A 13,135-nucleotide genomic window follows, 5' to 3' on the forward strand; every position below is an offset into this window, starting at 1 on the left:
AAAACGGCACCCTCGGGTGCCGTTTTTTTTGCGTGTGGCCGACCTGTCAGGCGTCGCGCTGCGGCGTGGCCGGTGCGGAGAGGATGTCGTCCAGCGAGTTCGCGTCCAGAACGGCATCTGCCCACGCCGATAATTGGCCAGTATTTGCTTTGGCCAGGCGTTGCTGGACGGTGTCGGGCAGCGCGCCAAAGCGTTTGCGTAGCAGGCGCTCTATCAGTTCGGCTTGGCCCCGTTGCCGGCCTTGCTCTACCCCTTGCTCCAGTCCTTCTTGCTTGCCCTTTGCGGCGGCTTCACGTTCAAATGGAAGCAAATATTCCATGGTGTGCTCCTTTTGCAGCTGATTTATTTCCTGCTACGGGCCGTGCCTGACGCGCAAATAGAAGGGGCCGCTCGCAAGCGGCCCCCTTACTGCTGTGATGTGTCCGCCCGGTAGCTTGAGTCGATCCGGAACAGCAACACCTCACAACTACAGAATCGCACATTTCCGGCGAATGTAAAGGCGGATTTACAGGGCACTGAACGCGACCATCATCTCAGCTTTGAGGGAGACATCGGCGATGTTGAACGGCGGAACGATAACCTCGTTTGCCTGAATGATACGCGGCAGTTCCTGCGGCCAAGGATAAGGTCTTTGATAACATCTCAATAGAGTACCCGATCATGGTGATCATTTTTAACCCAACTATTGTTTGAGCCGGCGGTAATAATCGACTTACAACGTCCAGTCCATGTCCCAGATCAGGCAGACGGATTTGGATGGGTTTAATTCTCGTTCGATTAAATAACGCCGTCTATAGCGATATGTCTGGTTTTTCGAAAATGTTCGGTTAACATGGACTCGATTAATTGTCTTGGTGATTTGTGTTCGACGTCGAGTGCCCGTCTCTGGGAGCAATGCAGTCCGAAATTCTCAGTGTGGAGGTCTCCTCCAGGGCAATTCGAATAACCGCTAATTTGTCATTCCCGCCTTCGCGGGAATGACAGTATTTCGAGGTGCCCTACAGTTCGTATCGGCGGACCACCCGATAAGCAGGGAATCCTGTAGCGCCTGCAAACGTGCTGTCTATGGATTCCCGCATGCGCGGGAATGACGGTGTTGACTCCGGTGACATGGGCACTGAGACTTCGATGCCAGGTAATAGCACCCGCCATGCAATTCTTTCTTATAGCTATTCGGCAACATAATAACTTGGGGTGATCTGCAGCGGAGCCTGGACGGCGGCGGCCGCTGAGGGTAGGGAAGCCCGAAAGCTTGGACCGCGCTGGCTGGCCCTGGGGTGCGTCAAGCCTACGCCACATCGTCTACGATGGAATGCGGCTTCCCGGCATGCGGCCAGCGATTGCTATGCCAGATCCTGGCGTATCCGTGCTAAGATTTGGTCCATGATCGCCCAAGCCCTCTTCACCCCCGCCCAGCAAAAGCTGCTGGGCCTGATGTTCGTGCGCGTCAATGATGGTTTCCACTTGAATGAAATCATGCGCCTGACGGGATTGGGCAGCGCGTCCGCCCAGCGCGAATTGCGCCGCCTCCACGACTCGGGTTTGATCGTCTCCGAACGCATCGGCAATGTGCGCCGCTTCCGTCCGAATAAGGAAAGCCTGGTGTACGCGGAATTATCCAGCCTGGTACGCAAAACCTTCGGCCTCGTCAGCGTGCTCAATTCCGCCCTGTCTCCGCTGGGCGATGTGTTGAATGTGGCTTTCGTGTATGGCGCCACCGCCAAGGAGCAGGAAGCCAGCGAAGATAAAATCGAATTGTTGCTCATCGGCGATAACACCAGCTATGGCGAATTGTTATCCCGCTTGCCGGTGGCGGAGCGCATCCTGCGCCGCAAAATCAACCCCAATCTTTATACCCTGCCGGACTTCCGGCGCCGCCTGCGCGAGCGCCAGCAATTCCTGGTGCATGTGCTGCAGGAACCCAAGGTATTCGTCTGGGGTGATGAGACCGATTTGAATTACGCCAGCCGCGTCGAGGAGAGTTGAAATGGATAAGGCGAATGCAGCAGCACGTTTCCGGAGTTTCAAGGAATTCTATCCGTTCTACCTGCAGGAGCATGCCAATTCAACCTGCCGCCGCCTGCATTTCATCGGCTCCAGCATTATCATCCTGCTGATCATCGCCGCCGTGGTGCGCGGCACTTATAGCCTGCTGTGGTATATCCCGCTGGCCGGCTACGGCTTCGCCTGGGCCGGCCATTTCTTTTTCGAGCATAACCGTCCGGCCACCTTCAAATATCCCTTCTATAGCCTGCTGGGCGATTGGGTGATGTACCGCGACATGCTGACGGGCCGCGTCCCTTTCTGAGTGTTTTAACATGGTGTGGCGCACGCGCCGCAGCGTGGGCGGCGGAATTTTGCTTTCCTCTTGACACTATGTAGGCACTCGCCGATCCTAGCTTTAGTGCGCGCAGCTATCGGATCGGGAGACCATGAAGGCCCTGTTTTACCCAGCCATCAAACTGATGGGCAGGCTGCGCTACGCGCACAAGTTTCTATTGTTGGGCCTGCTCGCGCTGGTGGCCGTCGTTGTGCTGCAGGTCAGTCTCTACCACGCGATGGACCAGGTGGTCGAGCCGTCCCGGGATGAGTTGCGCGGGCTGGAGGCGCTGGTGCGGCTCAACCGCGCCGTCCAGCTGGTGCAGCACGACCGAGGCTTGTCGGCCGGCTTGCTTGGTGGCATTACATCGCTGGCCGGGCGCCAGCAGGCCAAGGCGGTCGAGGTGGACAACGCCTTCCTGCGCCTGGGCGAGGCGCTGCCGCCGGAGGTGGCCGCCACGGCCCGCTGGCGCGAAATAAGCGCCGACTGGCGTGCGCTGCGCCAGTTCGGCCTGGAGTGGACGCAGCAAACCAACACCCTGCGCCACGAACAGCTGATAGCCAAAATGCTGGTGCTCGCTTCAGACGTGGCCGACGCCAGCGCGCTGACGCTCGATCCCGGCATCGGCAGCTTCTATATGATGGACAACCTGGTCAAGCTGCCATTCTTCACCGAGCGGCTGGGCCAGACGCGCGCCACCGGCGCCGCCATCCTGGCCCGCAAAACCGTCACCGACGCGGAAAAACTGCAGATGGCCGGCCTGCTGGGGCATACCCGCATCGCCCGCGACCTGCAGGCCGCCAACCTGGCGAAAGTGCTTCACTACAACCCGGAACTGCGCGCCACCCTGGGCAGCCAGGACCAAGGCGTGGAGGCCGGCATGCGTGTCGCGCTTGCCATGGTGGAGGACGACATCATCGGCGCGGCTTTCGGCACCAGCTCCGAAGCCTATATCGAGCAGTTCACCAATCTGATCGACCAGATCTACGCGGCCGGCAACGACGTGCTGGCGCCGGCCCTGCGCGGCCAGATCGAGCGCCGCATCGCCGCGGCGCGCAGCCGCCTGGCCTGGACCTTGGTGCTCAGCGTGCTGGCCTGCGCGCTGTTCGCCTACCTGGCCCTGGGCGCTTATCTGGCGCTGACGGGGCAGATCCAGCACGTGCTGAGTACGCTGCGCACGCTCAGCGACGACAGCGCGGGGCGGGCCCAGCTGGTGGAAGCCATCGCCTCGGGCGACCTGAGCCGGGAGGTGCCCGATCCGCCGCCGCTGGACTTGGGGACGCTGGAGGTGCGGCGCGACGAGATCGGTGCGCTGGTGGGCGCCATCGCGGCCATGAGCGCTGCCCAGCAAAGCCTGGGCCGCTGCTTCGCCCGCATGGCGCGCACCCTGCGCCTGCACCGCGACGAGGAGCGCCTGCAGGACTGGGCCAAGAGCGGCATCAACGCCCTGAACATCGAACTGCGCGGCGACCGCGAACTGGACGCGCTGACGCAGGCCGTGGTCAGCTTCCTGACGCGCCACGTGGGCGGCGCGGTCGGCGCGCTGTATCTGCACGACGCCGGGCGCCGCTGGCTGGACCTGGCCGCGAGCCATGCCTACATGCCGGGCACGGCGCCGCGCGCCGGCTTCGCGCTGGGCGAGGGCTGGGCCGGCTGCGCGGCGCGCGCGGGCCGCATCGAACTGCTGGCGCCGGTGCCGGGCGGCTACCTGGACGTCGCTTCCGCGCTCGGCCAGGCGGCCCCGGCCGCCGTGGTGGCGGTGCCGCTGCTGCACAACGGCGAACTGATGGGACTGGTGGAGATCGGCAGCTTCGGCGCCTTCGACGCCGAGCGCCTGGACTGGCTGCGCCAGGCGGCCGAGGCGGTCGCGGTGGCGATCGGCGTCGAGCGCGCCCGCCGCCGCGTCGCCATCTTGCTGGAGCAAACCCAGGTGCAGACCGAGGAGCTGATGGTGCAGCAGGAGGAGCTGCAGCAGTCGAACGAGGAACTGGAGGAGCGCGCCCGGCTGCTGGAACAGCAGCGCGAGCTGATACGGCAGAAGAGCGCCGAAAGCGAGCAGGCCAGCCGCGCGCTGCGCCGCAAGGCGGACGAGCTGGAGCGCACCAGCGCCTACAAATCCGAGTTCCTGGCCAATATGTCGCACGAACTGCGCACGCCGCTGAACAGCATGCTCATCCTGTCAAGCTTGCTGCAGCAGAACAAGGAAGGCAAACTGAGCGGCAAGCAGGTCGAGTACGCGGCCACCATCAACAGCGCCGGCAAGGACTTGCTCAACCTGATCAACGACATCCTCGACCTGTCCAAGATCGAAGCCGGGCGCGTCGAGCTGGCGCTGGGCGACGTGGTGCTGGCCGACATGGCCGAGCAACTGCGCGGCCTGTTCCAGCCGCTGGCCGAACACCAGGGCCTGGCCTTCAGCGTCGACCTGGGGCCCGGCGTGCCGCGCGCGCTGCGCACCGACGACCAGCGCCTGCAGCAGATCCTGAAGAACCTGCTGGCCAACGCGCTCAAGTTCACCACGCACGGCCGGGTGGCCCTCAGCGTGCGCGCTGCCGCGTCCGGCGAGCACGGCCTGCAAGGCGCGGCGCTGGCCTTCGCCGTCAGCGACACCGGCCTGGGCGTCGCGCCCGACCAGCAGGAGCGCATCTTCCACGCCTTCCAGCAGGCCGACGGCTCGACCAGCCGCAAGTTCGGCGGCACCGGCCTGGGCCTGTCGATTTCGCGCCAGCTGGCGCGCCGCATGGGGGGCGAAATTTCGCTCAGCAGCGCGCCCGGCGCGGGCAGCATCTTCACGCTGTTCCTGCCGCTGGACGCCAGCCTGGTGCTGGCCGCGCCGGGCCCGGCACCGGACCAGGTCAGCGCCCACGGCGCGGCGGCCGCTTACGCCGCCAGCCGGGCGTCCATCGGCTACGCGCCCGGCGGCGCTGCGCCCACTTTCGCGCCCGGCGGCGCGGCCCATGCCTATGCTCCCGGCTTGGCGGGCCACGCCGCCGGGCCGGCGATGCCGGCAGCGCCGCCGCCCAGTGCCAGGGCCGGCCACCGGCGCGTCGAGGTCATCCCGGCCGGCGACGCGCCAGCCGCGGCCAGCGCCGCCGCATCGCCATCCGCCCAGGGCGGCAGCATCCCGGCCATGGCGATCGCCGACGACCGCGAGCTGGCGCAAGCGGAACGGCGCTGCATCCTGATCGTCGAGGACGACCTGTCCTTCGCCGGCATCCTGCGCGACACGGTGCGCGAGCATGGTTTCCTTGCCATCGTCGCCTGCGACGGCGAGGACGGCCTGGCGCTGGCCGAGCGCTACCGCCCGAACGCCATCCTGCTCGACGTGATGCTGCCCCATATCGACGGCTGGGGCGTCATGCGCAGCATCAAGGACAATCCTGCCACCCGCCACATCCCGGTCCACTTCATCACCTGCCTGGAGGACCGCCAGAAGGCCATGGGCCTGGGCGCGATCGGCTTCATCACCAAGCCGGTCAGCGCCGTGCAGCTCGACGCCGTGCTGGACTCCATCGGCGCCGCCATCGCCCGCACCGACAAGCGTCTGCTGGTGGTGGAGGACGACGAGGTACAGGCCATGAGCGTGGCCGAACTGCTGCAGACCGATGGCCTGAACATCACTATCGCGCGCTCCGGCGGCGCCGCCCTGGCGCTGCTGGCGCAGGGGCACTACGACTGCATGGTGCTCGACCTGGGCCTGGCCGACATGTCCGGCTTCGACCTTCTGGACCAGCTGCAGGCCAGCGCCTGCGCGCCGCAGATGCCGGTGATCGTGCATTCCGGCCGCAGCCTGAGCGAGGTGGACGAGGCGGCGCTGCGCCGTTACACCGACAGCATCATCGTCAAGGGCGCCAAGAGCCCGGAGCGGCTGGTCGGCGAGGTGAGCCTGTTCCTGCACCTGGTGGAAAGCTCGCTGCCGCAGAGCCAGCAGAAAATGATACGGCGCGCGCTCGACAGGGAAGCCATGTTCGAGCAGCGCAAGGTGCTGCTGGTGGACGACGACATCCGCAATATTTTCTCGCTGTCCTCGGTGCTGGGGGAAAAAGGCATGCGCATCGTCGAGGCGGGCAATGGCGCCGAGGCGCTGGCGCAGCTGCAGGCGCATCCCGACATCGACATCGTGCTGATGGATATCATGATGCCCGGGATGGACGGCCTGGAAGCCGTGCGCCGCATCCGCCGCGAGCCGCGCTGGGCGCGCCTGCCGGTGATCGCCCTGACCGCCAAGGCCATGCTGGGCGACCAGAAGCAGTGCCTGGACGCCGGCGCCAGCGACTACCTGGCCAAGCCGGTAGACCTGGACAAACTGTTCTCGCTGATGCGGGTCTGGCTGTACCAGGCCGGGGAGGGCGGGTGAACGAGCAGGACATCGTGGCGCTGGAAATCGGCCTGCTGGTGGACGCGGTGAGGCAGGCGCACGGCTACGACTTCAGCGAATACGCCAACGCCTCGCTGACGCGCCGCATGCAGGCCTGGCTGGGCAAGTCCGGCTACCCCAGCTTCGGCGCCGCCACCTCGGCCCTGCTGCGCGACGTCCAGCTGTGCCGTGCGCTGGTGGAAGAGGTCACCGTCAACGTGTCCGATATGTTCCGCGACCCGGCCTTCTTCTTGGCGCTGCGCGAGGAGGTGGTGCCGCATCTGCGCACCTACCCGCACGCCAGGATCTGGGTGGCCGGCTGCGCCGGCGGCGAAGAGGTGCTGTCGCTGGCCATCCTGCTGCGCGAGGCGGGCGTGGGCGGGCAGTGCCGGATCTATGCGACCGACCTGAATGAATCGGTGCTCGAACGCGCGCGCCAGGGCATGTTCGAGCTGCGCGACATGCAGCGCTACACGCGCAACTACCAGCAGGCCGGCGGCAGCGCCGCCTTCTCCGACTACTACGTGGCGCGCTACGGACGCGCGCTGTTCGACCCTGCCCTGCTGCGCAACGTGGTGTTCGCGGCCCACAACCTGGCGACCGACGCCGACTTCAGCGAGATGCAACTGATCCTGTGCCGCAACGTGATGATCTATTTCAAGCCCGCGCTCAAGGAGCGTCTGCTGGCCCTGTTCGACGGCTGTCTCACGCCGGGCGGCTTCCTCTGCCTCGGCACCAAGGAAACGCTGGACCAGCGCGGCATCGCGCCGCGCTACCGCGAAGTGGCCGCGCCCAACCGCATCTACCGCAAACAATACGGCAGTGCCGTCCAGCCGGGGACAGCGCCATGAAACAGCACCGGCTGCGCTACCGCGCCGTGGTGCTGGGCGTTTCCATGGGCGGTGTCGACGCGCTCAAGCGCGTGCTGCCGCTGCTGCCGGCCGCCTTCCCGCTGCCGCTGCTGGTCGTCATCCACGTTTCGCCCGGTTCCGGCGACGGCCTGGCGCGGCTGCTCGACACCCTGTGCCAGTTGCGCGTGAAGGAAGCCGACGAGGGCGACCTGCCGCAGGCCGGCACGGTCTACATGGCGCCCGCCAACTACCACCTGCTGGTCGAGCGGGATGGCAGCCTGGGGCTGAGCACCGATCCCCCGGTCAGCTTCGCGCGGCCCTCGGTGGACGTGCTGTTCGAATCGGCCGCCGCCTGCCACGGCAAGGCGCTGGTGGGCGTGGTGCTGACCGGGGCCGGCGCGGACGGCGCCGCCGGCATAGCGCGGGTCGCCCGGCTGGGAGGCTACACCGTGGTGCAGGATCCGGCCGACGCGCAGATGGACCTGATGCCGCGCGCCGCGCTGGCGCGCTTGTGCCATCTATCGCCCTCGGCGCAGATCGGCCCCAACGCCATCGCGACGCTGGAGCAGTTGCCGCTGCTGCTGCAGCGCCTGGCCGGCCTGGAGGAAGCATGAACCGCCCGGCACCGGTCCCCGTCCTGCTGGTGGACGACAACGAGGACAACCTGCTGGCCTTGACCGCGCTGCTCGACGGCATCGAGGGGCTGGACCTGGTGGCCGTCACCAGCGGCGAGGAAGCCTTGCGCCAGCTGCTGCGGCGCGACTTCGGCCTGGTCCTGATGGACGTCCAGATGCCGGGCATGGACGGCTACGAGACGGCGACGCTGATGCGCGCCAATCCGAAGACCCGGCAGGTGCCCATCATGTTCGTCACGGCGCTGCTGAGCGGCAGCGACTTCGCCTTCCGCGGCTACCAGAGCGGGGCGGTGGACTACCTGGTCAAGCCGATCGAAGCGGTGCCGCTGCACGCCAAGGTCAGCGTGTTCGCCACGCTGTACCGGCAGCGCCTGGCCATCGCCGAATTCGAGCGCCATGTGCACCGGATGGAAAACGTCATGGCCGCGCGCCGCGTGAATCCGGGGAGCCGGCAACTGCGGCTGCTGCTGGTGGACGACCAGCCGGCCAACCTGCTGGCGCTGGAAGGCCTGCTGGCCGAGCTGGCCGACGTGCAGCTGGTGCGCGCCAGTTCCGGCCCGGAAGCCTTGCGGGCGGTGCTGCGCGCCGACTACGCGGCAGTGCTGCTGGACGTGCAGATGCCCGGCATGGACGGCTTCGAAACGGCCGAACTGCTGCGCGCCAATCCCAAGACCTGCACCCTGCCGGTGATCTTCGTCACCGCCGGCATGAAGGACCGCGCGGCCCAGTTCAAGGGCTACGAACTGGGCGCCGTGGACTACCTGATCAAACCGCTCGATCCGCACATCCTGGTGTCCAAGGCGCGCGTGTTCTGCGATCTGTACCGCCAGCGCATGGCGCTCGAGCAGCAAAGCGCGCACCTGGAGTCGCTGGTGGCCGAGCGCACCGAAGCGCTGCGCCGCAGCGCCGAGGAATTGTCCGACAGCCGCGAGCGCTACCGGCGCTTGCTGGGCGCGGTCACGCACCAGCTGTTCTCGCTGCGCCGCGACGGCAAACAGCTGCGCTCCTATGGCCACGGCTCCGGCTGCGAGGCCGTGACCGGCTATCCGCCGCAAGCGTTCCAGGACGACCCCACCCTGTGGCTCACCATCGTGCCCGAAGCGGAGCGCGCCATGGTGGCGGCGCGCGCGGCGGCCGCGCTGGACAACGGCGCCGTCAGCCAGCACGAGCACCGCATCCGCAGCTGCGACGGCCTGCCGCGCTGGGTGCGCTCGACCTTTGTGCGCGCCGGCACGGACGACGATCCCGTGTGCGACGTCTTGATCGAAGACATCGACCAGCGCCGCCGCGCCGAAGAGGACCGCGCCCGCCTGGTGGACCAGCTGGCGCTGGCCACGCGCGCCGCGCGGCTCGGCATCTGGGACTGGAACCTAGCCAGCAACGAGCTGGTGTGGGACGAGCGCATGTACGCGCTGTGCGGCGTGGCGCCCGGCGAACTGGGCGATGCGCACCAGACCTGGCTGGCCACCACCCATCCGGACGACCAGCCGCTGTGCCAGCGCGCCCGCCAGCGCGCGCTGATCGACGACCAGCCCTACGACATCGAATTCCGCGTCGTCCGTCCGGACGGCGCGGTGCGCTACATGAAGTCGGACGGCCAGGTGCTGCGCAACGCGCAGGGCCAGGCGGTGCGCATGACCGGCATCCATTACGACATCACAGAGCGCAAACAGGCCGAGGAAGAAATGCGGCGCCACCGCGACCATCTGCTGGAACTGGTGGACGAACGTACCGCCAGCCTGATCACCGCGCGCAACGCGGCCGAGACGGCCAATCAGGTCAAGTCCGAGTTCCTGGCCAAGATGAGCCACGAGCTGCGCACGCCGCTCAACGCGGTGATCGGCTTCTCACAGCTGATGTCGCGCTCCGGCACGCTGCTGCCGGACCAGCAGCGCAACCTGGAGATCATCCACCGCTCCGGCCACCACCTGCTCACCCTGATCAACGACGTGCTGGCGCTGTCCAAGATCGAAGCCGGCGGCACCCATCTGGAGGCGGCCGACACCGACCTGGCCGGCTTGCTCGACGAGGTCACCGAGATGCTGCGCATCCGCGCGCAGAACGCCGGGCTGGAGTTGGCGCTGGAGATGGACGGCGTGCCGGCGGCCGTCAAGGTGGACGCGGTCAAGCTGCGCCAGGTGCTCATCAACCTGCTCGGCAACGCGCTCAAGTTCACGCAGCAAGGGCGGGTGCTGCTGCAGGTCGGCGCCCAGTTGCCCAACGGGCCGGGAGCAGGGCAGGCGCGCGTGACCTTCGTCATCAGCGACACCGGCATCGGCATGGCGCCGGGCGACCTGCTGCGCATCTTCGAACCCTTCGTGCAGGTCGGCGCGCGCGCCAGCGAAGGCGGTACCGGGCTGGGCCTGGCGATCTCGCGCCAGTACGTCGAACTGCTGGGCGGGGTGCTGGAAGTGGAGTCGGAAATCGGACACGGCTCGGTGTTCCGCTTTGCGCTCACGCTGGCGCTGGCCGAGGCGCCGCGCCAGGCGCCGCGCAGCGCCGGCGCCGTGCTCGGGCTGGAGCCGCGGCACCGCGGCAAGCGCGTCCTGGTGGCGGACGACGACCGCGAAGCGCAGCTGCTGCTGGGCGAGCTGCTTGAGCCGCTGGGTTTTGTCGTGGCCTTCGCCGGCAACGGCGTGGAGGCGCTGGCGCGCGTGGCCAGTTTCGCGCCGCACCTGGTGCTGATGGACTGGCGCATGCCGGAGCTGGACGGCCTGGCGACGATCAGGCGCATCCGCAGCCAGCCGGAAGGCGGGCAGGTGCGCATCATCATGTGCACCGCCAGCGCGTTCGAGGAACAGTGCGCCTCTGCGCTGGCGGCGGGCGCCGACGCCTTCCTGCGCAAACCGCTCGATACGGAGGAACTGTACGGCCACATCGAGCGGCTGCTGGGGCTGCGCTTCCTGCGCACGGCCAGCCTGGCCGACGTGGCGGCCGACGACGCGGCGCCGGTGCTGAAGGAGGAGTTGGCGGCGTTGCCGGCCGAGGTGCAGCGCGCGCTGAAGCAAGGCTCGGTGGAGCTGGACCAGCAGCGCCTGGCCGTCGCGCTGGCCGCGGTCGAGTGCCGGCATCCGGACCTGGCCAGGCGATTGCGCCACATGACGCAATCGTTCCGCTACCGCGAGCTGTTCGCGTTGCTCGCGGACAGCTGACAGGGCCCCGCCCCTACCTCGCCTCGGCGATCCAGCGCTCCACGTTCGCTTCCAGCAGGCTGAGCGGCACGGTGCCGTCCCCCAGCACGACCGCGTGGAATTTCGGCAGGCTGAACTTGTCGCCCAGCGCCTCGGCCGCGCGCTGGCGCAATTCGACGATCTTGAGCGCGCCGATCTTGTAGCCCAGCGCCTGGCCCGGCCACGCCATGTAGCGCTCGGTCTCGCTCTTGGCCACCGCGTCGTAGCCCAGCGTGTCGCGCATGTATTGGATGGTCTGTTCGCGGGTCCAGCCTTTGGCGTGCAGGCCGGTGTCGACCACCAGGCGCGTGGCGCGCAGCAGCTCGTCGTTCAGATGGCCGAAGTACTGCGCCGGGTCGTCGAACAAGCCCATCTCCTTGCCCAGCGTTTCCGCGTACAGCGCCCAGCCTTCGGTGAAGGCATTGTTGCCGCCATACTTGCGGAACAGCGGCTGGTCCAGTTCCTGCGTCAGCGCGATATGGAAATGGTGGCCCGGTTTGCCTTCGTGCAGGAACAGCGTGTTCATGCCGGTGCTGCCATACTTGGCCGGATCGTTCACCACCGACCAGAACACGCCCGGCCGCGAACCGTCGCCGGCCGGCGCGGTATAGTGGTCGGCGGCGGTGGCGCGGCTCAGTTCCGGCTCAAGGCGCAGGTCCAGCTTGGCCTTGGGCACCAGCGTGAACATGGCCGGCAGCTTGGTGTCGAGCAGCTCGTTGAGCTTGCGGTACACGGCCTGCACCTCGTCCTCCGTCTTGAACGGGTAAAACTTCGGCTGCTCCGACACCCACACCGGAAGACCCGCCGCCGGGCCGTTATAGCCCAGCTTCGGTCCCAGCAGTTCGAACTGGCGCTGGATGCGCGCCACTTCCTTCAGGCCGATGGCGTGGATCGCCTCCGGCTGCAGCGCGGTGGTGGTGGACGCGGCCACGGCGGCCCGGTACCAGGCCTGGCCCTGCGGCAGTGCGCTCCAGCCGGAGCTGTCGCGGGCGGCCGGCAGGTATTCGGTCTCCATGAACGTCGCCAGGCGTTCCAGCGGCGGATTCAGCTTCGCGACCGCGTCCCGGTAGGCGGCTGTCAGGCGCTGCTTGTCCGCGTCCGCGAAGGCGGCCGGCAGCCTGGCGATGGCGGCGTAGTAGATGCTAGCTTCCGGCGTGGCGCTGGGCAGCTTCTTGAACTGCGGCAGGGCGGACGCCACCAGCGCCTTCGGCAGCACCACGCGCCGGCGCATGCCTTCGCGCATATTCAGCATGGCCTGGTCCACCCACGCAGGCAACTGCTGCAAGCGGCCCAGGTAAGCCTCGTATTGTTTCACGGTGACTATCGGCTGCGAGGCCTCGCCGCCGGCGAAGTTCGCCAGCGTCACCGGCATGCTGTCCATCTGGTTGAGCGGCAGCAGGTGCTCGGGGAAGGGCTCGAAGGACAGCGCGGTCTTCAGTTCGAAGGCCAGCACGTCGAGGTTGATGCGGTCGCCCTGGTTCAGCTGCGCGCGCGCTATGGTTTTCAGGCGCTTCAGGAAGCCCTTGTACAGCGCGAACTGCCTGGCGCGCACGGCCGGGTCTATGCTCATGCCGATCTGGTCGTCGAAGCGGTCGTCGCCGTTCTGCGTCGCGTTCACCGGCTCGTAGCGCGCCAGCGCGTCGTAGTAGGCATCGGCCAGCGCCATCAGCTGCTGTTTGGCCGGTGCCGCGCTGACGGCCGGCAGGTGCTCGCGGGGCGTCGCCGCGTATGCGGGCGAGAATGCCAGGGTGACGGCGGCAGCCGTGGCGGCCAGGTAGGTGCGGTGTTTCATCATATTCTCA

Annotated in this window: 8 protein-coding genes; 6 read left to right on the forward strand and 2 right to left on the reverse strand. The window is 67.2% G+C overall.

What is annotated here, in order from left to right; genetic code table 11:
* Positions 1–46: 46 nt before the first annotated feature.
* On the reverse strand, positions 47–319 hold the full coding sequence (locus tag ACSQ8Y_RS26290) for a DUF4351 domain-containing protein (RefSeq protein ID WP_436269346.1): 273 nt from the start codon (positions 317–319) through the stop codon (positions 47–49).
* 1,064 nt (positions 320–1,383) lie between these two features.
* On the opposite strand from ACSQ8Y_RS26290, the gene ACSQ8Y_RS26295 reads away from it, so the two are divergent.
* The 6 genes from ACSQ8Y_RS26295 (at position 1,384) to ACSQ8Y_RS26320 (ending at position 11,315) form a co-directional block, all read left to right on the forward strand.
* On the forward strand, positions 1,384–1,986 hold the full coding sequence (locus ACSQ8Y_RS26295) for an ArsR family transcriptional regulator (RefSeq protein WP_436269347.1): 603 nt from the start codon (positions 1,384–1,386) through the stop codon (positions 1,984–1,986).
* A gap of 1 nt (position 1,987) precedes the next feature.
* Complete coding sequence (locus ACSQ8Y_RS26300) at positions 1,988–2,308, forward strand: Mpo1-like protein (RefSeq protein WP_436269348.1); 321 nt, start codon at positions 1,988–1,990, stop codon at positions 2,306–2,308.
* Positions 2,309–2,432: 124 nt separating this feature from the next.
* The gene (locus tag ACSQ8Y_RS26305; RefSeq protein WP_436269349.1) at positions 2,433–6,677 is read left to right on the forward strand and encodes a response regulator; all 4,245 of its coding nucleotides are present in this window, start codon (positions 2,433–2,435) and stop codon (positions 6,675–6,677) included.
* A complete protein-coding gene (locus ACSQ8Y_RS26310) occupies positions 6,674–7,528 on the forward strand; it encodes a CheR family methyltransferase (protein ID WP_436269350.1) in 855 nt (284 codons plus the stop codon). Before ACSQ8Y_RS26305 ends, ACSQ8Y_RS26310 begins: the two co-directional genes overlap by 4 nt.
* Positions 7,525–8,142: a chemotaxis protein CheB gene (locus ACSQ8Y_RS26315; protein ID WP_436269351.1), complete on the forward strand. Its 618-nt coding sequence runs from the start codon at positions 7,525–7,527 to the stop codon at positions 8,140–8,142. Before ACSQ8Y_RS26310 ends, ACSQ8Y_RS26315 begins: the two co-directional genes overlap by 4 nt.
* On the forward strand, positions 8,139–11,315 hold the full coding sequence (locus tag ACSQ8Y_RS26320) for a response regulator (protein WP_436269352.1): 3,177 nt from the start codon (positions 8,139–8,141) through the stop codon (positions 11,313–11,315). Before ACSQ8Y_RS26315 ends, ACSQ8Y_RS26320 begins: the two co-directional genes overlap by 4 nt.
* 13 nt (positions 11,316–11,328) lie before the next feature.
* On the opposite strand, the gene ACSQ8Y_RS26325 is transcribed toward ACSQ8Y_RS26320, so the two are convergent.
* Positions 11,329–13,125, reverse strand: coding sequence for a DUF885 domain-containing protein (locus ACSQ8Y_RS26325; protein WP_436269915.1), 1,797 nt, complete (start codon positions 13,123–13,125; stop codon positions 11,329–11,331).
* Positions 13,126–13,135 lie beyond the last annotated feature (10 nt).

Source organism: Pseudoduganella sp. LjRoot289, assembly GCF_964252925.1.
Classification (GTDB): domain Bacteria; phylum Pseudomonadota; class Gammaproteobacteria; order Burkholderiales; family Burkholderiaceae_D; genus Rugamonas.